A 21913-nucleotide genomic window follows, 5' to 3' on the forward strand; every position below is an offset into this window, starting at 1 on the left:
ATGCCATTTCAGATCGCCCAGCTCAGTGCTTAGGTCAGCAGCTTCTTTCCGCTGGTTGCGTCCACTGCGGCATCCAGCTCGGCTCCAGCCAAGTGCTGCGCATAGTGGTCTTTCAATTCCGGTTCCCAGGCTGCGACCTCATCCAGAATATCCGCCGCCTCCTCCTGGGACAGCGCAAAGTGCTGGTGGTGACTCAACAGGTTGGCTCGGCTCAACAGGGGCCCTTTCATTCCAACATCCATCGCAAGCCCCTGCGCTGGGCCCTCTCCCAACACTGGAAGTACGTCGTACATGGGCGAGAGCCGCCAAACTCCGTCCTGCCAGATCACCGCGTGGTTGCGGGGATGATCATCACTGTTACCCACCAGGGCGTTGTACGCCATTCGCCGATAGAGCTCTTGCCGATCAGCATCTGGCGCACCTCTGCGGTACAGCTCATCGGCCAGCGCGGCATAAATCCATCCCTTATTGGTTTGCACACGCCAGTCGGCATCAAGCAGGGTCAAACCGCTCATCATTGGGATACGGTGAAATTTCTTCTGATCCGCAGACCACTTCCGGTCAAATCGCTCGACCAGGAGCGTGTTGCCTCTCTCGCTGCGATGTAAGGCTGTACGGGCAACGTTCATTCCCTTGTGAGCCGCAAACGTCATGCAGGCGTACTCGAATGCCGGCAGGTCGTAGTGATCGAACTTATCGCGCGGCTTGGCCAAAATCAGCCTATGGTCGAAACGGTATGTGCGCTTCGGCCTGGCGCCACCGACTGCCGAGCGCTGATCCCGTATTTTCAACGCCTCCAGCTGTTCATGGGTCAGCTGGCTGTCATAGATCGCCGCGCAGACGTCTATGAATTGGTCGAGCCCCTTGGCGTCGAGCATTTTCATGGGCTTCTCGCCTACACCCGGCCTGGGCGTACGCTGCTCGCCGGCCATGATGTTTCCTGCACGATCCTCGTTCGGTGACAACAGCAGGAGTTGAATCGGATCGAGCGCGCCCATCCGGGTGCGCCGTAACAACCGCTCCCCCCAACCGTCAGGCATCGCATCGTCGATGAATCCGGGCACACCGCCATTCTTGAGCACGGTAATCGGGCGACTGGACAGCGGGAACCGAATCGGGTCCGGCACCCAGTACTTGCCCTCAACTGCCTCCGGCGCATAGAGGAATGTGCCGACGCCACCCTCCAAGGTAAGCCTGCCTAAGGTCACTGTCGCGCCCGTGATCGGGCACTCCATGTAGATGTAGGCACTGGGCATCAGAAGTCCTCTGCATTGCTACGCGGTAGTCGTACACGCTTGTTGGTATTGGTTTCCAGAAAATCGGCATCGAATGCGGGGTCATCCAGCAGTGCTTGGAACACCCTGTCAGAAATCCCTACGGTAAACAGCGCCAGCATGAAATCGCGTAATGAAACGCCCTCCGCTTTCCCAGCCTCGATATGCCGAATCGCACGAAGGGAGATCCCGGCTTGTTCTGCAAGGTCAGCCTGTCGTATCCCCATGCGCAGGCGCGCCTCTTTCACCAGTAGGGCTACGCGGTACAGCAGGGATGCGCTTTGTACGGGAAAGTAGTCTTTCATAAGGTTTCACCAGGGGACATCCTATGCTTCATAAGATGTCATTTAGTACACATTAATGGCTAGATGAAAAGCGTATTATGTTTGCTGGATGATCTCTTATAGGTCATAAGATGCAGTTCAGTGGCACTTTAATTTCGTGCCAATCCATTTCTCCGCACGTCGTTTAAATGCCTCGCCTAGGCGCATGCCCGCCAAACAGACCACCAGGCCTCCATCTCCTGCATGGCCCCGTTGGGTTTCGAGTTATTCGCGAAGCGCCGTCCGCCCCCAACCCACGCGGTTCCGACCGTACGTGAACACCCCCCTCTCACCAACACCGGCCCCCTTCCCTGATTCTCCGTCGTCCATCCGGACGATTCCCCGCTGCCGCCAAGCCGCCAGACTCTGCCTCAGCCCAAGAATCACCAGAAGGCAGCCTTATGGAATTCGCGTTCAGCGATGAGCAGGAGATGATCCGCGAGTCCGCCGAGAGCTTTCTCGCGGATGTTTCCCATTCCGCCGCCGTGCGTGCGGCCATGGCCACCGAGTTGGGCCATGACCCCGAACTCTGGCAGCGCCTGTGCGGCGAGATGGTCTGGCCGGCCATCCACATCCCCGAGCAATACGGCGGCCTTGGCCTGGGCTTCGTCGAACTGGCGATCCTGCTGGAGCAGATGGGCCGGCGACTGTTCTGTTCGCCCTTCTTCGCCAGCGCTTGCCTGGCGACTCCCGCGCTGCTGCTGGGCGGGAGCGACGCACAGAAGTCCCGCTGGCTACCGCAACTGGCCGAAGGCAGCCTGACCGCCACCCTTGCCTACGCCAGCAACAACCGAACTGGCCTGGACGCCGTGCAGGCCTGCGTGAAGGAAGAGGGTGAGGGTTTCATACTCGACGGCAGCCTGCGCCAGGTGGTGGACGGCCATAGCGCCGGCTTGCTGATCGTGGCGGCTCGCGGTAGCGAGGGCATCGGCCTGTTCGCCATTCCGGCCGAGACCCCCGGCATCAGCCGCAGGCTGGTTCCGACGCTGGACCAGACGCGCAAGCTGGCCGAGGTCGAACTCAACCATGTTTACGTCGGTACTGATGCCCGTCTGGGAGCGCCAGGGCAGGGCGGCGAGTTGTTGGAGAAAGTCCTGCAACTGGCCTGCGTGGCCCAGGCCGCCGAGCAGACCGGAGGCGCCCAGCAGGCCCTGGACCTGACCCTGGCCTACACCGCCGAACGGCAGCAGTTCGGTCGCGCCATCGCCAGCTTCCAGGCCATCAAGCACCGCGCCGCCGACATGATGCTGGAGGTGGAGTGCGCGCGTTCGGCGGCGTACTACGCCGCTTGCGTGGCCGAAGAGGTCCTGGTGCCCAGCGGCGATGCGGCTGTCGCCGCCGAACTGCCCCTGGCCTCTGCCCTCGCCAAGTCGCGTTGCTCGGAGGCCTTCTTCCATTGCGCGGCGGAGTCCATCCAGCTGCATGGCGGCGTGGGGTTTACCTGGGAATACGACCCGCACCTCTACTTCAAGCGCGCACGGGCCAGCGAGGCCCTGTTCGGCGCGCCGTCCTGGCACCGCGAGCGCATCGCCGTGGCGCTTCTGGGGGAATACGCATGAAGATCAGTTTCAGTGCGGCGGACGAAGCGTTCCGTCGCGAGGTCGCCGGCTGGCTGGCGGACAACCTGTGCGGCGAATTCGAAGTGCTGCGCTTTCGCGGCGGTCCGGGGGACGAGCACAGCTTCCCCGAGGAGCGCAAGGCCTGGGAACGCAAGCTGGCCGCAGGCGGCTGGACCTGCGTGGGCTGGGCGCCGGAGCACGGCGGGCGCGGCCTGTCCATCAGCCAGCAGGTGATCTTTCACGAGGAATACGCCCGCGTCGGCGGCCCCGGCCGCATGGGCCACATCGGCGAAGGCCTGGCCGGCCCGACTATCGCTGCCTTCGGCACGGAAGAGCAGAAGCGCCGCCTGCTGCCGGGCATAGTCGCGGGCACTGAATTCTGGTGTCAGGGCTACTCCGAACCGGGGGCTGGCTCTGACCTGGCCAACGTGAAGACCCGCGCTGTGCTGGAGAACGGCCAGTGGCGCATCAGTGGGCAGAAGGTCTGGACTTCGCTGGCCCATGAATCGCAATGGTGCTTCGTCATCGCCCGCACCGAAGCGGGCAGCGTGGGCCACCAGGGGCTGTCGTTCCTGCTGGTGCCAATGAATCAGCCGGGCGTCACCGTCCGGCCCATCGAGCAGCTCACCGGTACCTCCGAGTTCAATGAGGTGTTCTTCGACGACGCCGTGACTGATGCCGACAACATCCTTGGCGCGCCGGGCGATGGCTGGAAGATCGCCATGGCGCTGCTCGGTTTCGAGCGCGGTGTGTCCACCCTCGGCCAGCAGATGCTGTTCCAGAACGAGCTGGACGAGATCATCCGCATTGCCCGTAGCAATGGTGCTGCCCGCGACCCCTTGCTGCGCCAGCGAATCGCCGAAGCCTGGGGCGGATTGCGCGTCCTGCGCTACAACTCCCTGCGCATGCTCTCCGGGACCCAGGACGGCTCGCTTCGCCGCGAAGCGATGATCTACAAGCTGTGCTGGGCCAACTGGCACGTCGAACTGGGCAAGCTGGCCATGGACGTGCTCGGCCCGGATGCCGAACTGCTGGAGGGCGGGCCGTATGAACTGGGCCGCCTGCAGTCGATGTTCCTTTTCAGCCGCTCCGATTCCATCTACGGCGGCACCAACGAAATCCAACGCAACATCATTGCCGAACGCGCGCTGGGCATGCCCCGCGAGCCGCGCGTGCGCGCCTGATCCGAGGACCTTGCATGAGCATTCCCACCTACGTTCCCGGCCACGGCCTGCTGCGCGGCAAGTCGGTGCTGATTACCGCCGCCGCCGGTGCCGGCATCGGCTTTTCCACCGCCCTGCGCGCCGCCGAGGAAGGCTGCCGCGCGCTGATGATCAGCGACCTTCATGAAGGCCGCCTGCAGGAAGCCGTTACGAAGATCCGCGAGGCCACTGGCCTCGACCAGATCCATGGCCAGGTCTGCAACGTCACCATTGAGGAGCAGGTGCAGGCCCTGGTGGTGGCCGCCGAGCGCGAACTGGACGGCGTCGATGTACTGATCAACAACGCGGGCCTGGGCGGCTCGCGCCTGCTGGTGGAGATGAGCGACGAGGAATGGAATCGCGTCCTCGACGTGACCCTCACCGGCACCATGCGCATGACCCGCGCCATGCTTCCGAAAATGATCGAGCGCCAACGCGGCGTGATCGTCAACAACGCCTCCGTACTCGGCTGGCGCGCGCAGAAGGAACAGAGCCACTACGCCGCGGCCAAGGCCGGCGTGATGGCCCTGACCCGTTGTGCTGCGGTGGAAGCGGCCGAGCACGGCATCCGCATCAACGCCGTCAGCCCGAGCATCGCCCTGCATGACTTCCTGAAGAAATCGGCACCCAAGGAGTTGTTGGACCAGCTCGCCTCCCGCGAGGCCTTCGGCCGCGCTGCGGAAGTCTGGGAAGTGGCCAACGTGATGATGTTCCTGGCCAGCGACTACAGCTCCTACATGACCGGCGAAGTGCTGTCGGTTTCCAGCCAGAGGGCCTGAGCATGACGGCGATCTTCGAAACCCCGGCCGCCTTGCTGGAGCGGGTCGGTGAACACCTGGGCCGGAGTGACTGGATCAGCGTCGAGCAATCGCGCATCGACCAGTTCGCCGAAGCCACCGGCGACCACCAGTGGATTCACGTCGAGCCGGCGCGTGCCGCCAGCGGCCCATTTGGTGCCTGCATCGCCCACGGCTACCTGACCCTCGCCCTGGTCAACCTCTTCCTGCCGCAGATAGTCGAGGTACGCGGCATCTCCATGGGGGTGAACTACGGCTGCGAAAAGGTGCGCTTTCCCAACGTGGTCCGCGCCGGCAGCCGCGTGCGCGGCAGCGCGCAGCTCATCGCCGCCGAGGACGTGAAGGGCGGCATCCAGGCCACCCTCCGCGTCAGTGTGGAGATCGAGGGTGAGGATCGGCCGGGCTGTGTGGTGGACACCATCAGCCGTTACTACCCCGTGTGAGGGCGATTTCCTTGTAGGGGCGAATTCATTCGCCAAGCAGGCCGAAGGTCTGCCCTGCAAGCCTATTGGAGGCAGCTGCGCTGCCCTTGGCGAATGAATTCGCCCCTACAGGAACTGAACAATTCTGGAGTAACCCAATGAAAGAAGCCGTAATCGTCTCCACCGCCCGCACCCCTATCGGCAAGGCCTTCCGCGGTGCCTTCAACGACACCGAGGCGCCGCTGATGGGCGGTCACGTGGTGCGTGAGGCGCTACGCCGTGCCGGCGTGGAGCCGGGCGAGGTGGATGATGTGATCATGGGCGCCGCCGCCCAGCAGGGCACCCAGGCCTACAACCTCGGCCGTCTCTGCGCGATGGCCGCCGGGCTGCCCTCCAGCGTGTCCGGCATGGCGCTGGAACGGCAGTGCTCCTCGGGCCTGATGAGCATCGCCCTGGCGGCCAAGAGCATCATGTGTGACGAGATCGACATCGCCATCGCGGGCGGTCTGGAGTCCATCTCCCTGGTGCAGAACAAGCACAAGAACAGCTACCGCAACCAGTCTGAAGCGGTGCTGGCGCAGGACCCACGCGCCTATATCCCGATGATCGAGACCGCAGAGATTGTCGCCGAGCGCTATGGCATCTCCCGCGAGGCCCAGGACGAATACAGCTACCAGAGCCAGATGCGCACCGCCCTGGCCCAGAGCGCCGGACTCTTCGACGCCGAGCTGGCGCCACTGACCGTACGCAAGCTGGTGACGGACAAGGCCACCGGCGAGAGCCGCCATGAATCCGTGCCCCTCACTCGCGACGAATGCAACCGCGCCGACACCACCCGTGAAAGTCTGCGCGCGCTGGAGCCCGTGTGGCAGGGCGGCCAATGGACCGGTGCCGGGCGCTTCATCACCGCCGGCAACGCCTCGCAGCTTTCCGACGGCGCCAGCGCCTCGGTGCTGATGAGCGCGCGCGAGGCCGAGCGTCGTAGCCTTGAGCCCCTGGGCGTTTATCGCGGCCTGGCCGTGGCCGGCTGCGACGCCGACGAGATGGGCATCGGCCCGGTCTTCGCCATTCCCAAGCTGCTCAAGCGTCACGGCCTGACGATGGATCACATCGGCCTGTGGGAACTGAACGAGGCATTCGCCTGCCAGGTCCTCCATTGCCGCGACACCTTAGGGATTCCGGACGAACGCCTGAACGTCAACGGCGGCGCCATCGCCATCGGCCATCCGTTCGGCATGTCCGGCGCGCGCATGGTCGGCCATGCGTTGATCGAGGGTAAGCGCCGGGGTGTGCGCTACGTGGTGGTGAGCATGTGCATCGGTGGCGGCATGGGTGCCGCTGCCCTGTTCGAAACCCTCTGAGGAGCATCTGATGATCAGTCCGCAACAGGTACAGGAAACCATGGTCCGCTACATCGAGCTGGTGGACGCTTGCGATATCGATGGCATCGTCGCGCTCTACGCCGCCGATGCCACTGTGGAAGACCCGGTGGGCAGCCCGCCCCATGTCGGCATCGAAGCCATCGACCGCTTCTACCGCGAGGGCCTGGGCCGCGCCAACGCGCGCGCGCGCCGCACCGGACCGGTATCGGCCAGCCACGCGGGCAGCGGCGCGGTGCCGTTCTGCGTGGACGTCGACTGGAACGGTCGCGCCTGCTCGATCCAGGTGATCGACGTGATGGAGTTCGATGCCGAAGGTCGCATTCGCTCCATGAAGGCCTTCTGGGGCGAAGCCAACCTTGTGCCAAGGGACGCGTCATGAGCCCCGAGCGGCGCCTAGCCCGATTGGAGTCGCTGGAGGCGATACGCGTGCTCAAGCATCGCTACTTCAATGCCTGCGATCTGAAGGAAGTGGAGACGATCCGCGACTGCTTTGCCGAGGGGCCGATTGCCATCGATTACGGCCCGGTGGGCCGCTTCCGGGAGCGCGACAGCTTTGTCGCGCTCTATCGTGAGATGGCCTGCAACGAACGGGTGATCGACCTGCACCACGGCGCCAACCCGGAGATCGAGCTGCTGGGCGCAGATGAAGCGGTGGGGCGCTGGGCGCTCTACTACTTCAACCTCGACGCCGAAACCGGCGCCACCCGGCAACTGGGTGGGGTTTACCGGGATCGCTATCGCTGCATCAATGGGCAGTGGAAGATCGTCGAGACGGTGTTCAGGGCGCATTCCATGGTGGAGGGGAGTTCCCTCTCCCCCTGCCCCTCTCCCTGAAGGGAGAGGGGAGCTTATTCGTGCCCCAGACAAACGCTGCGTGTCCGGCAAACCGAAGAGTGCCAGGCGCGAGTCACCCCTCTCCTCTTCAGGGAGAGGGGACGGGGGAGAGGGGCGGCGCTATCAGTTTGCGCCCGCCTGCTCCAGAAACGCCGGCTTCTCCCCGCCGCCATGCACGCAGATATCCGCGCCGCTCACATAGCTGGCCAGCTTTGATGCGAGGTACAGGCACGCATCGCCAATGTCCTCCGGGCTGGCCATGCGTTGCAGCGGAATCCCCGCCGCGACCCGCGCCACGCCCTCGGCATCACCGTAATGCAGCTCGGCCTGCTCGGTGAGGATCAGCCCCGCCGTTATGGCATTCACCCGCACCTTCGGCGCCCATTCCACGGCCAGCGAACGGGTGAGGTTGAGCAGCCCGGCCTTGGCCGCGCCATAGGCGGCGGTGCCGGGGGAGGGGCGGGTGGCGCTGACGCTGCAAATGTTGACGATGGCGCCGCCGCCGGGCTGTGCCTGCATCACCCGGTTGGCGAGCTGGCAGAGGTTGAGCGGCGCCAGCAGGTTGAGGCGAATGATGGATTCGGAGAAGCGCGGCGACGCCGTGGCGGCCTCGGCATGGGGCGCGCCGCCGGCATTGTTCACCAGCACGTCGAGACGGCCGAAGCGGTCGACGATGGCATCCACCAACTGTTGAAGCTGCTCGATGTCGCGCACGTCACAGGGCAGGAAGTGGGCGCTGCGGCCGGCGTGCTCAGGCAGGCATTCTGGCGCCTGGCGCCCGCAGATCACCACCTCGGCGCCGCGTTCCAGGAACCGCAGGCTGATACCCCGGCCCACGCCCTTGCCGCCGCCGGTTACCAGCACCACCTTGCCGCTGAAATCCAATGCATCGCCCATGGTCGCGTCCTCTGAAATGTCGATGGGCAGAGGCTAGGGCGAGCAGGGCGGGCCGCCTACGTCCGGGAGGACTAGGGAATCTGCTGTTGGGGCCTACAGGGGCCCGCGCCTGAATTCCGAACACCCCTGCTAGTCCTCTCGGACGATGTTGCCCACCGGAGCGCGCCGAATAATCCCGGCACAACAACAAGCCGAGGAGTGTCCCATGGACGCGCGATTGCCAGGGCGTTTCGTCACGCTGCCCGATGGCCTGCGACTGCATTACATCGAGGCGGGAGAGGGCGAGCCGGTGGTGTTCATCCATGGCAGCGGCCCCGGCGCCAGCGGCCATAGCAATTTCAAGCAGAACTACCGGGTGTTCGCCGATGCCGGCTACCGGGTTATCGTCCCTGACCTGCCCGGCTACGGCGCTTCCGACAAACCGGAAACCACCTACAGCCTGGACTTCTTCGTCGCTGCCCTGAGCGGCTTGCTGGACGCCCTGGATATCCAGCGCTGCGCGCTGGTGGGCAACTCCCTGGGCGGTGCCATCGCCATCAAGCTGGCGCTGGACGCCCCGCGCCGGGTCAGTCGCCTGGTGCTGATGGCCCCCGGCGGGCTGATGGAGAAGGAGCAGTACTACCTGCAGATGGAAGGCATCCAGAAGATGGGCGCCGCCTTCGCCAATGGCGAGCTGAACGACGCCAAAGGCATGCGCCGCCTGCTGTCCCTGCAGCTCTACGACGCCTCGCTGATCAGCGACGAAACGGTCAACGAACGGGTCGCTGTCGTTCAGCAGCAACCGCGTTGCGTACTGAGCACCATGCAGGTGCCGAACATGACGACGCGCCTGTCCGAACTGGCCTGCCCGATCCTTGGTTTCTGGGGCATGAACGACAAGTTCTGCCCGTCCTCCGGCGCGCAGACCCTGCTGGAAGCCTGCCGCAATATCCGTTTCGTGATGCTCAGCGAGTGCGGGCACTGGGTGATGGTGGAGCACCGCGAGCTGTTCAATCGCACCTGCCTGGAGTTTTTCGCGGAGGGCCGGCCATGAGCGAAGTCCGGCAACGCGAGTTTGGCGAAGAGCTCTATCAGGCGCTGCTCGCCGGCCGCACCCTGGCGCCGCTGACCGAGCGCTGGCCAGAGATAACCATCGACGACGCCTACCGCATTTCCCTGTACGCCATCGAGCGCCGCGTGGCAGCGGGCGATGCCATCGTCGGCAAGAAGATCGGCGTCACCTCCGAAGCCGTGCAGCGCATGCTCAACGTGCACCAACCGGATTTCGGCTTCATCACCCGTGACATGTGGTTCGACGACGGCGACGAGATTTCCATCTCCGGAACCCGCCTGATCCAGCCCCGCGCCGAGGGTGAGATCGCCTTCAAGCTCAAGCGCGACCTGATCGGCCCCGGGGTTACCGAACAGGACGTGCTCGACGCCACCGAATACGTGATGCCCTGCTTCGAGATCGTCGATTCGCGCATCCACGACTGGAAGATCCGCATCCAGGACACCGTGGCCGACAACGCCTCCTGCGGTGTCTTCGTGCTTGGCCGCGAGCAGGTGGACCCGCGCGAACTGGACCTGCCCAACCTGCGCATGACGGTGTTCAAGAACGGCACGCAGATCAGCCAGGGCCTGGGCTCGGCGGTACAGGGCAACCCGCTGACGGCGGTGGCCTGGCTGGCCAATACCCTGGGGGCCTTCGGCATCCCGTTCAAGGCCGGGGAGATCATCCTCTCCGGTTCCCTGGTTCCGCTGGAGCCGGCGCGTGCCGGCGACCATTTCGAACTGACCATCGACGGCCTGGGCAGTGCCCGGGTGTCCTTCCGCGACTGACTCCGGGGGAAAGAACATGAGCAAGAAACTCAAGGCGGCCATTATCGGGCCGGGCAATATCGGCACCGACCTGTTGATCAAGATGCGCCGCTCCGAATGGATCGAACCGGTGTGGATGGTGGGCGTGGACCCAACCTCCGAAGGCCTGAAACGAGCCGCCGAATTCGGCCTGAAGACCACCGCAGAGGGCGTCGACGGTCTGCTGCCCCATGTGCTGGACGACGATATCCGCATCGCCTTCGATGCCACCTCGGCCTATGTGCACGCCGAGAACAGCCGCAAGCTCAATGAGCTGGGCGTGATCATGATCGACCTCACCCCGGCGGCCATCGGTCCGTATTGCGTACCGCCGGTGAACCTCAAGGAGCATGCGGAAAAGCTGGCGCTGAATGTCAACATGGTCACCTGCGGCGGCCAGGCCACCATCCCCATGGTGGCGGCGGTATCCCGCGTGCAGCCGGTGGAGTACGGCGAGATCGTCGCCACCGTGTCCTCCCGCTCCGTGGGGCCGGGCACCCGGCAGAACATCGACGAGTTCACCCGCACCACCGCCGGTGCCGTGGAGAAGATCGGCGGCGCCAGGCGCGGCAAGGCCATCATCGTGATCAACCCGGCCGAGCCGCCGCTGATGATGCGCGACACCATCCACTGCCTCACCGAAGGCGAGCCCGACCAGGCGGAAATCCGTGCCTCGGTGCTGCACATGGTCAAGGAAGTACAGCGCTACGTGCCCGGCTACAAGCTGATCAACGGCCCGGTGTTCGATGGCCGCAAGGTGTCGATCTTCATCGAAGTGGAAGGGCTGGGGGACTTCCTGCCCAAGTCCGCCGGCAATCTGGACATCATGACTGCCGCCGGCCTGCGCACCGCCGAGATGTTCGCCGAAGAGGCCCACAAGGGCGCTCTGCAATTGCCCACTCGCTGATTGGAGATACCCACATGAACCTGCAAGGCAAGCGCGTGCGCCTGCACGACATGAGCCTGCGCGATGGCATGCATGCCAAGCGCCACCAGATCAGCCTCGACGAGATGGTCGCGGTGGCCACCGGGCTCGACGCCGCCGGCGTGCCGCTGATCGAGATCACCCACGGCGATGGCCTGGGTGGCAGCTCGCTGAACTACGGCTTCCCGGCCCACTCGGACGAGGAGTACTTCGACGCGGTCATCCCCAAGCTCAAGCAGGCCAAGGTCTCGGCCCTGCTGCTGCCGGGCATCGGCACCATCGACCACCTGAAGATGGCCCATGATTTCGGCGTTTCCACCATTCGCGTCGCCACCCACTGCACCGAGGCGGACGTCTCCGGCCAGCACATCGGCATGGCGGCGAAGATGGGCCTGGACACCGTCGGCTTCCTGATGATGGCGCATAGGGTCAGCGCGGAAAAACTGCTGGATCAGGCCAGGCTGATGGAAAGCTACGGCGCCAACTGCATCTACTGCACCGACTCGGCGGGCTACATGCTGCCGGACGAGGTGACCGAGAAAATCGGCGTGCTGCGTGCTGGACTGAATGCGAACACCGAGATCGGCTTCCACGGCCACCACAACATGGGCATGGCCATCGCCAACTCCCTGGCTGCCATCGAGGCCGGCGCCGTGCGCATCGATGGCTCGGTGGCGGGGCTGGGTGCCGGTGCCGGCAACACGCCGCTGGAAGTGTTCGTCGCGGTGCTGGCACGCATGGGTGTGGACACCGGTATCGACCTCTACCGGATCATGGATGTGGCCGAAGACCTGGTGGTGCCGATGATGGACCAGCCGATCCGCGTCGACCGCGATGCCCTGACCTTGGGCTATGCCGGGGTGTACAGCTCATTCCTGCTGTTCGCCAAGCGCGCCGAGCAGAAGTACGGCATCCAGGCCCGTGAACTGCTGGTGGAACTGGGCCGCCGCGGCACCGTGGGCGGGCAGGAAGACATGATCGAAGACCTCGCCCTGACCCTGGCGCGCCAGCGGGGGGTGTTGCCGACTTGAGGGTTTTCCCTCTCCCCAACCCTCTCCCTGAAGGGAGAGGGAGCTGCCCGTGCAGGATGGGTAGTGAGTGCCAGGCGCGAGTCACCCCTCTCCTCTTCAGGGGCGAAGAGGCACGCTTTCGGAAGCACCGCTTACGGTGCCGATGAGCGACTGAGCGCGAAGCGATCAGGCTGGGGCGCAGGGCGGGGGCCGGGGGAGAGGGTACGAACCCTCACACCCGATTCCCACTCCCCCTTCTCCGCGCCTGCGCCAGCAGCGCAGGCGCAATTTCTTCCAGCGCCAACACGTCCTCCGCCGCGCCAATCTCCGCCGCTTCCCGAGGCATTCCGTACACCACGCAGCTGGCCTCGTCCTGGGCGACGGTGTAGCCGCCGGCTTCGCGGATTTCCAGGAGGCCCCGGGCGCCGTCCTTGCCCATGCCGGTGAGCAGGGCGGCGATGAGATTGCGGCCGGCGCAGCGGGCGGCGCTGTTGAACATCACGTCCACGGCCGGGCGGTGGCCGTTGACCGGGGGTGCCTCGGACAGGCGGGCGACGTAGTTGGCGCCGGAGCGTGCGACTTCCATGTGCAGGCCGCCGGGGGCGAGGAGGGCGGTGCCGGGGAGGATGCGGTCGCCATCGCGGGCTTCGCTGACGCTGATGCGGCAGAGCTTGTCCAGGCGCGCGGCGAAGGAACGGGTGAAACCGGGCGGCATGTGCTGGGTGATGACCACGCCAGGGCTGTCGGCCGGCAGGCCCAGCAGCACTTCCTTGATGGCTTCGGTGCCGCCGGTGGAGGCGCCGATGGCGATGAGCTTCTCGGTGCCGACTATGGGCAGGCCGCGTTCGACCGGCCGTTCAGTGGGTTGAGTGCGGCGGATCATGCGGGCACGTGCGGCGACTTTCAGCTTGGTGCGGATGTCCTCGGCATAGGCCTGCATGCCTTCGGCGATGCCCAGCTTGGGCTTGGCGACGAAGTCGATGGCGCCCAATTCCAGGGCGCGCAGGGTGGCCTCGGAGCCGCGTTCGGTGAGCGAGGAAATCATCACCACGGGGGTCGGACGCCCCTTCATCAGTTTGTCGAGGAAGGTCAGGCCATCCATGCGCGGCATTTCCACGTCGAGGGTGATGACGTCGGGGGAATGTTGCTTGATCAGGTCGCGGGCAACAAAGGCATCGGGTGCCACGCCCACCAGTTGCAGTTCGGCGTCGGCGCGGACGATCTCGCTGAGCAGGCTGCGGATCAGTGCAGAGTCATCGACCACCAGTACCTTGATCGTCACGTGTTCACTCCTTGAACAGGTCGTAGGGGCCCAGCGCTTCGCCGCGCTTGAGGTAGAGCAGGTATTCCAGCTCGCGCTGCAGGATGGTGTCGTTGTGCAGGTTCCGGAGCTTCTTCACCAGCACCTTGCCGGTGGACGGGAAGATGTAGACCTTGCGCGCCTCGGCACCCATCACGTCCTCGGCCAGCAGCGGGATGCCTTCGGTATCGAGGTAGCTGTGGACGAACTCCACGGTGCGCAGGGTGGTGTCATGGCGCAGCAGTTCGTGAGGCAGGTTGCCGGCGCCGAACACCTTGGCTTCCAGCTGGTGCCGGCGGGCGCCTTCACGCAGCAGTTCTTCGCCCAGCTGTTCCATGATGCGCACGCCATGGTGGGCGCTGGCGAGGTCGGGCAGCAGGAACTGGTTCATGCCGCCGATGCCACGCTGGCGGTCGAACAGGCAGACCGCCACGCAACTGCCGAGTACCGACACCAGCACCTGGTCTTCTGCAGTGGCATAGAACTCGCCGGGCAGCACCTTCACCGCCGAGAGCTGGAAGTCCGGGTCGAAGTAGCGGGTGGCGGCGATGGCGCCTGCGGTATCGCCTTTCATGCGAACCCTCCCGGCACGGGTTGATAGACGGTGCGGCAGACCAGCTTCACCGCGTGGCTGGCCTGCACGAAACTTTCCGAATGGCCGGCGAAGAACAGACCGTCGGACCTGAGCAGGCGCACCATGCGTTCCAGAAGGCGCACCTGGGTGGGTTTGTCGAAGTAGATCATCACGTTGCGGCAGAAAATGGCGTCGAAGCCACCGCCGAGGCGCCAGTCCGTGTCCAGCAGGTTGATGCGGCGGAATTCCACCCTCTGGCGGATCTCCGGGGCCACGCGTGCCAGGCCTGCGTTGCTGCCTGTGCCGCGCTGGAAGTAGCGCTTCTTCAAGAGAGGGTCGAGTTGGGCCAGGCGCTCCAGCGGGTAGACGCCATGACGTGCGGTTTCCAGCACGCCGGTGTCGATGTCGGAGGCGATGATCTGCACGTTCTGCGCGCGTTCGCCCAGGGCCTGGTGCAGGGCGATGGCCATGGAGTAGGGCTCTTCGCCGGTGCTGGAGGCGGCGGACCAGAAGCGCAGCGGCCGGCCCCGGCGCTGGGGTTCGCGGGCCAGGGCGACGAGTTGGTCGAAATGGTGCCGCTCGCGGAAGAAGGCGGTGATGTTGGTGGTCAGCGCATTGATGAAGGGTTGCCATTCCTCGGGATGCTGGTCGAGGTAGGCCAGATAGCTGGAAAAGCTGCGCAGTTCAAGTTGGCGCAGGCGCCGCGACAGGCGGCTGTAGACCATTTGCTGCTTGCTGGTGGCCAGGCTGATACCGGCACGCCGATAGAGCCGCTCGCGCACCTGCTCGAAGTCGTGGTCGTTGTAGCCGAACTCGTGTTCGCCTATCACCAGTGCAGTCATTGCATTACCTCGAAAACCCCGGCGCCTGGGCGCCGGGGACATGGTCTGGGACTAGAACTCTTCCCATTCCTCTTCCTTGCTCCGTGCGGCCCGCCCAGCGCGGGCCGGTCGCGCAGCCTGGGGCTGTCGTGCAGTGCTCCGGACCGGAGCGGGCTGGCCGGCATGCGCCGGGTCCAGCTTGAACACGGCCACGGACTGGGCCATCACACCGGCCTGATCCTGCAGGGCTTCGGCCGCGGCGGCGGCCTCTTCCACCAGGGCGGCGTTCTGCTGGGTCATTTCGTCCATCTGGCTGACCGCGCCGTTCACTTCCTCGATGCCACGGCTTTGCTCGGCGGAGGCCGCAGCGATCTCCGCCATGATGTCGGTGACCCGCTTGATCGCGACCACGATGTCGCTCATGGTCTGGCCGGCCTGGGCCACCAGGGTGTTGCCGTTCTCCACCTTGCTCACCGAGTCGGAAATCAGCGTCTTGATCTCCTTGGCCGCTGCCGCCGAGCGTTGCGCCAGGGTGCGGACCTCGGCGGCGACCACCGCGAAGCCGCGTCCCTGCTCGCCGGCGCGGGCGGCCTCTACGGCAGCATTGAGGGCGAGGATGTTGGTCTGGAAGGCGATGCCGTCGATCACGCCGATGATGTCGGAGATCTTGCGCGCCGACTCGTTGATGGCGGTCATGGTGTTGACCACCTTTTGCACCACGTTGCCGCCTTCGGTGGCCACCTCCGAGGCGTTCACCGCCAGGGAGTTGGCCTGGCGCGCGTTCTCGGCGTTGAGTTTCACCGTGCTGGTCAGCTCCTCCATGCTGGAGGCGGTTTCCTCCAGACTGGATGCCTGCTGCTCGGTGCGGGTGGACAGCTCGGCGTTGCCGCTGGCGATCTCGCCGGCGGCGGTGTTGATGGTGTCGGCCGCTTCGCGGATCTGCCCGAGCATGCGCGACAGGCTCTGGGCGGTTTCGTTGGAGTAGTCCTTCAACTCGCCGAAGGTGCCCTGGTAGTCGGCGCTGATGCTTTGCGACAGGTCGCCCTGGGCGAGGGCGCTGAGCATCCGCGCAACGTCCTTGAGGCCCTTGTCGGCGGTATCCACCAGGCTGTTCAGGCCGGTGGCCAGGTTGAGGATGAAGCCGGTCTTGCCCTCTTCGCTGATGCGTCGGGAGAAGTCGCCAGCGGCGGCTGCGCCCACCAGGGCGGCGACCTCACGCTCGACCTGGACTTCCAGCGTGCGGTCGGCCCATTCCACCACCGAGCCGAGGCGTTCGCCGGCATCGCTGATCACCGGGTTGGCCACCAGGCCGAAGGTTCGGCCGCCGACATCGATCTGGGTGCGGAAGGTGCTGGTGAAGGTGGCCAGCAGTCGCTTCTGGTGCTCCGGGTTCTTGTGGAACTGGTCGATGGAACCGCCCAGCAGCTTGCTCACCGAGAAGCTCGGCAGGGCCTTGCGCAGGTCGGCCTCGGCGTTCTGCAGCATCGTGGTGACGGTCTTGTTCATGTAGATGATGTTGCGCTCGCCGTCGGCGATCATCACGTTGGTGCTGCAGTTGTCCAGGGCGCTCTTGATGCGGATGTTCTCGCTGGCGGCTTGGGCCGCGACCTTGAGGCGGTCGCGCACGCCATCGATGGCTTCGGTGATCTGCGCCTTCTTGCCCGGCAGGCGCTCCATATCCTTGCTGAAGTCGCCCCGGCCGTAGGCGGTGACTACGCCCACCACCTGCATTTTCACCGCGATGTGGGCGGCCACCAGTTCATTGACGCCCTTGGCGATGCGCGCCTGGGTGCCCGTGAAGCGTTCCACCGGGATGACCTGGTCGATCCAGCCCTCGCTGTGCTGGCGGGTCATTTCCACCAGGGCCTTGTCCAGCGCCTCGGTCTGGGTGCTTTCCGCCTCCTGCTGGCGCAGATGCTTCTGCAGGCGGGCGAGGCTGTCATAGACCGGCGCCCAGATCAGGTCTTCGCCCTGGCTGATGGACTGGTCGAGGTTGCCGTCGGCCAGGCCCTGGATCAGGCTGGCCAGGTGCTGTGCGCGAAGCTGTGCTTGTGCTTTTCCGTTGAACAGACCCATGGATTTTCCTCTTGCGTGTCAGGCTGCGGCTGCTTCGACCAAGGCCATTTCGCGGCTGGTCATCAGCTTCTCGATATCCACCAGGATCAACATCCGCTCGGCCACGGTGGCCAGGCCAAGCAGGTATTCGGTATCGAAACTGGCGCCGAACTCCGGCGGCGGCTTGACCTCGTCGCCCGCCAGGGCGATCACGTCGGACACCGAATCCACCACCACGCCGACGATGCGCCGGCCGATGTTGAGGATGATGACCACAGTGAACGGGTCGTAGGTGACGTCGGCGAGGTTGAACTTGATGCGCAGGTCGACGATGGGAACGATGGCGCCGCGCAGGTTGATCACCCCCTTGATGAACGCGGGGCTGTTGGCGATGGCGGTCACCTGGTCATAGCCGCGAATTTCCTGCACCCGGAGTATGTCGATGGCGTACTCCTCGCGACCGAGGGTGAAGGTCAGGTACTCCTGGGCCGGTTGCCCGGCCTGTTCCGCACTAGGGGAGTTCATGCAGCACTGCTCCTTGTTGTTGTGCCAGCCCCGGCAGGGCGTCGACATCGAGGATCAGGGCGACGCTGCCGTCGCCCATGATGGTGGCGCCGGCGATCCCCTCGATCCGGCGGAAGTTCTGTTCCAGGCTCTTGATCACCACCTGCTGCTGGCCCACCAGGTCGTCCACCTGCAGGGCGAAGTGGCGCCCGTCGGCTTCGAGGATGACCACGATGGACTGCTCGGCGGGTAACGGCGGCGTGGATTCGCCCAGCAGGTCGTGCAGCGAGAGCAGCGGCAGGTACTCGCCGCGCACGCGGATCACCGCGCCTTCCTCGCCGCCCAGGCCACAGATATCGGCGGCCTTGGGTTGCAGCGATTCGACGATGTAGGTCAGCGGGATCACGTAGTGGGTGTGCGCCACGGCGACGATCAACCCGTCGAGAATGGCCAGGGTCAACGGCAGGCGGATGCTGATGCGGGTACCGAGACCCGCCGCCGAGTCGATGTCGATGCGCCCGCCCATGGCCTGGATGTTGCGCTTGACCACGTCCATGCCGACGCCGCGTCCGGAGAGGTCGGTGACCACTTCGGCGGTGGAGAAGCCGGGCATGAAGATCAGTGGCCAGACCTCGGCATCGCTCATGCCGTCATGCACGGCCAGGTTCTTCTCGCGGGCCTTGGCGAGGATGCGTTCGCGATCGAGCCCACGGCCGTCGTCGCTGATCTCGACGACGATGCTGCCGCCCTGGTGGAAGGCGCCCAGGCGCACGGTGCCGCTGGCCGGCTTGCCGACGGCCAGGCGCGCTTCGGGCTGCTCGATACCGTGGTCGATGCTGTTGCGCACGATATGCGTGAGCGGGTCGCTGAGGCGCTCGATCACGCCCTTGTCCAGCTCCGTGTGCTCGCCCTGCAGCACCAGTTCCACCTGCTTGCCGAGGCGTGCCGAGGTGTCGCGAACCAGGCGCGGGAAGCGGCTGAAGATGAAGCTGATGGGCAACATGCGGATCGACATCACCGATTCCTGCAGGTCGCGCGTGTTGTGCTCCAGCTGCGCCAGGGCCTGGTGGATGCGCTCGTGCTGGCTGGGGTCCAGCGCGCCACCCAACTGGCCGAGCATGGCCTGGGTGATGACCAGCTCACCCACCAGGTTGATCAGGCTGTCGATCTTCTCGACGCTGACGCGAATGGAGCTGGATTCCCCGTCTCCGCTGGCAGGCTTGCCGGCGGCGGGCGGTGGGGCGGCCAGGGTTTTGGGCGGTTCGCTGGTGGCCGGCACCGGCAACCCGGCCGGCGTGCCGGGCGCGTCGTCGAACAGGCCGAAGGCTTCGGCTGCGGCCGGCACGGGCATGCCGGGGGCATCGTCGAAAAAGCCGAAGTCCTCGTCCATTGCCGACTCGGGCGTGCCCGGTGCGTTGTCGAAGAAACCGAATCCGCCGTCGTCGCTGGCCACCGGTGCCTCCACCAGCAGTTCGCGCAGGCGGGCGACGGTTTCCGCCACGGGCACGTCCGGGGCCGGGCGCTGCTGGCGGTGGGCGTCGAGCAGACGCATCAGCACGTCGCGGGCCTGGAGGAAGAGGTCGACCATTGTTCCGTGCAGGGCCATCTGGCCGCTGCGGATGCGGTCGAGCAGGGTTTCCAGTTCGTGGGTCACGGCGGTCAGGTCATCGAAGCCGAACATGCCGGCCGAACCCTTGATGGAGTGGGCGGCGCGGAAGATGCCGTTGAGTTCTTCCGCATCAGGCTGCTGCAGGTCGAGGCCCAGCAGCAGCAGTTCGAGGCTGGCCAGGTGCTCTTCGGTCTCCTCGAAGAACACCTGGAGGAACTGATTCATCCCGTCGCTCATGGGAAGCGCCTTGTGCAGGGGTCAGGGGAGGACCTTGCGGGTGACTTCCAGCAGCTTCGGCGGGTCGAAGGGCTTGACCAGCCAGCCGGTGGCGCCGGCGGATTTGCCTTGCTGCTTCATGGCGTCGCTGGACTCGGTGGTCAGCATCAGGATGGGGGTGGCGCGGTAGCTGGCGAGCCCCCGCAGGTTGCGGATCAGGCTGAGGCCATCCATGTTCGGCATGTTCTGGTCGGTGAAGACCAGGTTGTAGGTCTTGCTCTGGGCCTTGCCCAGGCCGTCCTTGCCATCCACGGCCTCATCCACCAGGTAGCCGGCGGCCTTGAGGGTGAAGCTCAGCATCTGCCTTATGGATGCTGAATCGTCGACTATCAGGATTTGCTTGCTCATCAGTGCCGCTCTCCTTGCCGCTCGTTTTTCTGGGGTGAAGCCTTTGTAGGTTGGTGCTGAGCGAAGCGAAGCCCAACAGGCGAGCTTTCAGGGGCTCGTTGGGCTTCGCTTCGCTCTGCGCCAACCTACGTAAACCTTGTCTTTTCGATTGATGGCTAGTGGCCATGCTTAGGTGTAGATGAGCGCAATATGGGCGTCCAGCTCTTGGCGTCAGTCATTCGTCGTGCGGATGAACGGCACCACTCGGACGATCAACGGTTCAGAAAAGCTCCACCTCGCCGGCATTCACGCTGCTCTGGCTGACGGGGTTGGCGACGGGTTTGCGCAGCTCGCCGGTCTCGTCGTCCACCCGCTGTGCCCAGTGCTCCGGCGCCACTGCGCGCAGGCCACCCAGGCCGGCGGCGAACCCGCCGAGCTTGGCGAAGTGCTTGCGCATCTGCCCCAGCAACTGGCTGCTCATGTCCTGGAACTGCAGGGCGGTGATGGCCTGGTCGACGCCGCCACCCACTTCCAGGGCGATCCGGTCCAGTTCCTGGATCACCTTCAGGGTGTGGCGGTTCATGCTTTCCAGGTCTTCCAGCATGTGGTGCAACTGCTGTTTGGAATCCAGGGCGAAACCCATGTCCTTGTCCGCCAGCTGGGCGATGGCTTTTTCCGCGTCCTGGATTTCGCGATAGACCACGTCCACGTGCTCGCGAATCTGCTCGGAGAAGCCGGTGGAACGCGTGGACAGTGCCCGCACTTCGTCCGCCACCACGGCGAAGCCCCGGCCGCTCTCGCCGGCGCGCGCGGCCTCGATGGCGGCGTTCAGCGCCAGCAGGTTGGTCTGCTTGGCGATGGCGTCCATGTCGTGGGTGGATTTCAGGATATCGGCGATCTTCTGCGTTACCCGGTCCATGCGCTTCACCAGCTCCTGGGAGGTCTGGCTGGTTTCCAGGGTGGCTTCCACGAACAGGCCCAGGGTGTTGCGGGTAGTGGCGATGAACTCCTGGAAGTTCATGCCTTCGTCGTCACTGGATTGATTGCCGTAGCGCTCGATCAGGGAATGGGAATGGGCGCGCTGCTGGTCGATGCGTGCGGCGAGGCTGTGGAAGCTGTCGCCGAGGCGAACGATGGCGTCCTGCAGCAGCCCGTCAATCTGCCCCGCATGGGCCTGGAGGGTGCCGAGGTGCTCATCCACCGCATCCTGCGCTTGTTGCCAATCGGGCGCTGCCACCAGCGGCTGCGCGTTCGCCTGCGCCGTAGCCGGGCGGGCCTCCCGTTGCAGCCAGGCCAGCGACAGGCTGGCCAGCCAGCCACCGCCCAGCACCAGCCACACCGGCACATCGACGGCGACCATGCCGGCGCAGGCCAGCCAGATCAGGGAATGCAGGGCCACGCCCTTGAGCGGGTTGGCGGACGACGGATGCGACATGGAGCACTCCCTTGCCAGGATGGATTGACCGAAAGACGGCCCCAGGCTGTGTGAAAACTACTGTGCCCGGTTGTGCGGTGTTTCCCCGCAGCCTGTGAAAAGGCCATCGGCAACGCTGGATAAAACTAGAGGGTCAATGGGTACTGTCAAATAGCTATCCAGCCTCTTTTTTCGCTATTCATCCTGCTGTTTCCGTCTCGTCCTCCACGAGACTCAGGTAGCGATGGGCGCCGCAGCGCAGGCAACGCTGGCAAATCATGGGCACGGCGCCCACGTCGGTACGAAATCCCTCGGTCCAGTGGCAACCGAGCAGGAAGCAACGAATACGCATGGCTCCTCTCCCGGGGGCGTACCCCCTGGTTCGATCGGGCAGTGGTGGATGGAACTGCACTTGCCTTGTTCTTGTTGGAGGCATGGATCGTGTTCGAGCATCGACCGCGTCCCTAGAACCGGCAACCTAAACGGTCGAACGGTGGCGCCGTTGGTCGGGATGAGCCTCCCGGCGGGCGGATAGCCCTTGGCCGGATGTCCCGGCGGGGGGCGAAATC

23 protein-coding genes are annotated in these 21913 nt (G+C 65.1%); 11 read left to right on the plus strand and 12 right to left on the minus strand.

Annotation, left to right across the window (positions count from 1 at the left end):
* Positions 1 to 29: 29 nt before the first annotated feature.
* Positions 30 to 1256 (minus strand): type II toxin-antitoxin system HipA family toxin, encoded by a 1227-nt coding sequence (locus THL1_RS07100; RefSeq protein ID WP_069082601.1) that lies wholly within the window; start codon positions 1254 to 1256, stop codon positions 30 to 32.
* A complete protein-coding gene (locus THL1_RS07105) occupies positions 1256 to 1579 on the minus strand; it encodes a helix-turn-helix domain-containing protein (RefSeq protein WP_069082602.1) in 324 nt (107 codons plus the stop codon). Before THL1_RS07105 ends, THL1_RS07100 begins: the two co-directional genes overlap by 1 nt.
* A gap of 419 nt (positions 1580 to 1998) precedes the next feature.
* Here THL1_RS07105 and THL1_RS07110 point away from each other — a divergent pair, with 419 nt between their 5' ends.
* The 7 genes from THL1_RS07110 to THL1_RS07140 all read left to right on the plus strand — a co-directional run bounded on the left by THL1_RS07110 (position 1999) and on the right by THL1_RS07140 (position 7793).
* On the plus strand, positions 1999 to 3156 hold the full coding sequence (locus THL1_RS07110; RefSeq protein WP_069082603.1) for an acyl-CoA dehydrogenase family protein: 1158 nt from the start codon (positions 1999 to 2001) through the stop codon (positions 3154 to 3156).
* Entirely contained in the window at positions 3153 to 4340 is a 1188-nt protein-coding gene (locus THL1_RS07115; protein ID WP_069082604.1) for an acyl-CoA dehydrogenase family protein, read from the plus strand. Before THL1_RS07110 ends, THL1_RS07115 begins: the two co-directional genes overlap by 4 nt.
* Before the next feature lie 14 nt (positions 4341 to 4354).
* The gene (locus THL1_RS07120) at positions 4355 to 5137 is read left to right on the plus strand and encodes an SDR family oxidoreductase (protein WP_069082605.1); all 783 of its coding nucleotides are present in this window, start codon (positions 4355 to 4357) and stop codon (positions 5135 to 5137) included.
* 2 nt (positions 5138 to 5139) lie between these two features.
* Positions 5140 to 5598, plus strand: coding sequence for a MaoC family dehydratase (locus THL1_RS07125; RefSeq protein WP_069082606.1), 459 nt, complete (start codon positions 5140 to 5142; stop codon positions 5596 to 5598).
* A 137-nt stretch (positions 5599 to 5735) separates the two neighbouring features.
* The gene (locus tag THL1_RS07130) at positions 5736 to 6938 is read left to right on the plus strand and encodes an acetyl-CoA C-acyltransferase (RefSeq protein ID WP_069082607.1); all 1203 of its coding nucleotides are present in this window, start codon (positions 5736 to 5738) and stop codon (positions 6936 to 6938) included.
* A gap of 10 nt (positions 6939 to 6948) precedes the next feature.
* Complete coding sequence (locus tag THL1_RS07135; protein WP_069082608.1) at positions 6949 to 7338, plus strand: nuclear transport factor 2 family protein; 390 nt, start codon at positions 6949 to 6951, stop codon at positions 7336 to 7338.
* Positions 7335 to 7793, plus strand: coding sequence for a nuclear transport factor 2 family protein (locus tag THL1_RS07140; RefSeq protein ID WP_069082609.1), 459 nt, complete (start codon positions 7335 to 7337; stop codon positions 7791 to 7793). The genes THL1_RS07135 and THL1_RS07140 overlap by 4 nt, the downstream gene beginning before the upstream one ends.
* A 123-nt stretch (positions 7794 to 7916) precedes the next feature.
* On the opposite strand, the gene THL1_RS07145 is transcribed toward THL1_RS07140, so the two are convergent.
* On the minus strand, positions 7917 to 8690 hold the full coding sequence (locus THL1_RS07145; RefSeq protein ID WP_069082610.1) for an SDR family oxidoreductase: 774 nt from the start codon (positions 8688 to 8690) through the stop codon (positions 7917 to 7919).
* A gap of 205 nt (positions 8691 to 8895) precedes the next feature.
* Here THL1_RS07145 and THL1_RS07150 point away from each other — a divergent pair, with 205 nt between their 5' ends.
* Genes THL1_RS07150 through dmpG form a run of 4 tightly spaced genes read left to right on the plus strand, consistent with a single transcriptional unit; the run spans position 8896 to position 12485 of the window.
* Complete coding sequence (locus THL1_RS07150; protein WP_069082611.1) at positions 8896 to 9723, plus strand: alpha/beta fold hydrolase; 828 nt, start codon at positions 8896 to 8898, stop codon at positions 9721 to 9723.
* Complete coding sequence (locus tag THL1_RS07155; RefSeq protein WP_069082612.1) at positions 9720 to 10511, plus strand: fumarylacetoacetate hydrolase family protein; 792 nt, start codon at positions 9720 to 9722, stop codon at positions 10509 to 10511. Before THL1_RS07150 ends, THL1_RS07155 begins: the two co-directional genes overlap by 4 nt.
* Before the next feature lie 16 nt (positions 10512 to 10527).
* Positions 10528 to 11436, plus strand: coding sequence for an acetaldehyde dehydrogenase (acetylating) (locus THL1_RS07160; RefSeq protein ID WP_069082613.1), 909 nt, complete (start codon positions 10528 to 10530; stop codon positions 11434 to 11436).
* A gap of 14 nt (positions 11437 to 11450) precedes the next feature.
* Positions 11451 to 12485, plus strand: a complete 1035-nt coding sequence (gene dmpG / locus THL1_RS07165) for a 4-hydroxy-2-oxovalerate aldolase (protein WP_069082614.1) — start codon at positions 11451 to 11453, stop codon at positions 12483 to 12485.
* A gap of 211 nt (positions 12486 to 12696) precedes the next feature.
* On the opposite strand, the gene THL1_RS07170 is transcribed toward dmpG, so the two are convergent.
* The 9 genes from THL1_RS07170 to THL1_RS30270 form a co-directional block, all read right to left on the minus strand.
* Positions 12697 to 13746, minus strand: coding sequence for a protein-glutamate methylesterase/protein-glutamine glutaminase (locus tag THL1_RS07170; RefSeq protein ID WP_069082615.1), 1050 nt, complete (start codon positions 13744 to 13746; stop codon positions 12697 to 12699).
* Between the two features lie 4 nt (positions 13747 to 13750).
* A complete protein-coding gene (locus THL1_RS07175) occupies positions 13751 to 14338 on the minus strand; it encodes a chemotaxis protein CheD (RefSeq protein WP_069082616.1) in 588 nt (195 codons plus the stop codon).
* Positions 14335 to 15180 (minus strand): CheR family methyltransferase, encoded by an 846-nt coding sequence (locus THL1_RS07180; RefSeq protein WP_069082617.1) that lies wholly within the window; start codon positions 15178 to 15180, stop codon positions 14335 to 14337. Before THL1_RS07180 ends, THL1_RS07175 begins: the two co-directional genes overlap by 4 nt.
* Before the next feature lie 51 nt (positions 15181 to 15231).
* Positions 15232 to 17235, minus strand: a complete 2004-nt coding sequence (locus tag THL1_RS07185) for a methyl-accepting chemotaxis protein (protein WP_069082618.1) — start codon at positions 17233 to 17235, stop codon at positions 15232 to 15234.
* Positions 17236 to 17253: 18 nt separating this feature from the next.
* Positions 17254 to 17739: a chemotaxis protein CheW gene (locus THL1_RS07190; RefSeq protein ID WP_069082619.1), complete on the minus strand. Its 486-nt coding sequence runs from the start codon at positions 17737 to 17739 to the stop codon at positions 17254 to 17256.
* A complete protein-coding gene (locus THL1_RS07195) occupies positions 17726 to 19564 on the minus strand; it encodes a chemotaxis protein CheA (RefSeq protein ID WP_069082620.1) in 1839 nt (612 codons plus the stop codon). Before THL1_RS07195 ends, THL1_RS07190 begins: the two co-directional genes overlap by 14 nt.
* 21 nt (positions 19565 to 19585) lie before the next feature.
* Positions 19586 to 19951, minus strand: a complete 366-nt coding sequence (locus tag THL1_RS07200) for a response regulator (protein ID WP_069082621.1) — start codon at positions 19949 to 19951, stop codon at positions 19586 to 19588.
* A 259-nt stretch (positions 19952 to 20210) separates the two neighbouring features.
* A complete protein-coding gene (locus THL1_RS07205) occupies positions 20211 to 21365 on the minus strand; it encodes a methyl-accepting chemotaxis protein (protein WP_069082622.1) in 1155 nt (384 codons plus the stop codon).
* A gap of 178 nt (positions 21366 to 21543) precedes the next feature.
* A complete protein-coding gene (locus THL1_RS30270; protein ID WP_177343818.1) occupies positions 21544 to 21696 on the minus strand; it encodes a PSPA7_2676 family Cys-rich small protein in 153 nt (50 codons plus the stop codon).
* Positions 21697 to 21913: the final 217 nt, after the last annotated feature.

Origin of the sequence: Pseudomonas sp. TCU-HL1 (assembly GCF_001708505.1) — a bacterium.
GTDB lineage: Bacteria > Pseudomonadota > Gammaproteobacteria > Pseudomonadales > Pseudomonadaceae > Metapseudomonas.

Coding starts and splice junctions, on each gene's coding strand:
- THL1_RS07180 (WP_069082617.1), bottom strand. CDS start 15,180: ATGACTGCACTGGTGATAGGCGAACACGAGTTCGGCTACAACGACCAC.
- THL1_RS07140 (WP_069082609.1), top strand. CDS start 7,335: ATGAGCCCCGAGCGGCGCCTAGCCCGATTGGAGTCGCTGGAGGCGATA.
- THL1_RS07185 (WP_069082618.1), bottom strand. CDS start 17,235: ATGGGTCTGTTCAACGGAAAAGCACAAGCACAGCTTCGCGCACAGCAC.
- dmpG (WP_069082614.1), top strand. CDS start 11,451: ATGAACCTGCAAGGCAAGCGCGTGCGCCTGCACGACATGAGCCTGCGC.
- THL1_RS07175 (WP_069082616.1), bottom strand. CDS start 14,338: ATGAAAGGCGATACCGCAGGCGCCATCGCCGCCACCCGCTACTTCGAC.
- THL1_RS07195 (WP_069082620.1), bottom strand. CDS start 19,564: ATGAGCGACGGGATGAATCAGTTCCTCCAGGTGTTCTTCGAGGAGACC.
- THL1_RS07205 (WP_069082622.1), bottom strand. CDS start 21,365: ATGTCGCATCCGTCGTCCGCCAACCCGCTCAAGGGCGTGGCCCTGCAT.
- THL1_RS07150 (WP_069082611.1), top strand. CDS start 8,896: ATGGACGCGCGATTGCCAGGGCGTTTCGTCACGCTGCCCGATGGCCTG.
- THL1_RS07155 (WP_069082612.1), top strand. CDS start 9,720: ATGAGCGAAGTCCGGCAACGCGAGTTTGGCGAAGAGCTCTATCAGGCG.
- THL1_RS07115 (WP_069082604.1), top strand. CDS start 3,153: ATGAAGATCAGTTTCAGTGCGGCGGACGAAGCGTTCCGTCGCGAGGTC.
- THL1_RS07160 (WP_069082613.1), top strand. CDS start 10,528: ATGAGCAAGAAACTCAAGGCGGCCATTATCGGGCCGGGCAATATCGGC.
- THL1_RS07125 (WP_069082606.1), top strand. CDS start 5,140: ATGACGGCGATCTTCGAAACCCCGGCCGCCTTGCTGGAGCGGGTCGGT.
- THL1_RS07120 (WP_069082605.1), top strand. CDS start 4,355: ATGAGCATTCCCACCTACGTTCCCGGCCACGGCCTGCTGCGCGGCAAG.
- THL1_RS30270 (WP_177343818.1), bottom strand. CDS start 21,696: ATGCGTATTCGTTGCTTCCTGCTCGGTTGCCACTGGACCGAGGGATTT.
- THL1_RS07110 (WP_069082603.1), top strand. CDS start 1,999: ATGGAATTCGCGTTCAGCGATGAGCAGGAGATGATCCGCGAGTCCGCC.
- THL1_RS07105 (WP_069082602.1), bottom strand. CDS start 1,579: ATGAAAGACTACTTTCCCGTACAAAGCGCATCCCTGCTGTACCGCGTA.
- THL1_RS07130 (WP_069082607.1), top strand. CDS start 5,736: ATGAAAGAAGCCGTAATCGTCTCCACCGCCCGCACCCCTATCGGCAAG.
- THL1_RS07135 (WP_069082608.1), top strand. CDS start 6,949: ATGATCAGTCCGCAACAGGTACAGGAAACCATGGTCCGCTACATCGAG.
- THL1_RS07145 (WP_069082610.1), bottom strand. CDS start 8,690: ATGGGCGATGCATTGGATTTCAGCGGCAAGGTGGTGCTGGTAACCGGC.
- THL1_RS07200 (WP_069082621.1), bottom strand. CDS start 19,951: ATGAGCAAGCAAATCCTGATAGTCGACGATTCAGCATCCATAAGGCAG.
- THL1_RS07190 (WP_069082619.1), bottom strand. CDS start 17,739: ATGAACTCCCCTAGTGCGGAACAGGCCGGGCAACCGGCCCAGGAGTAC.
- THL1_RS07100 (WP_069082601.1), bottom strand. CDS start 1,256: ATGCCCAGTGCCTACATCTACATGGAGTGCCCGATCACGGGCGCGACA.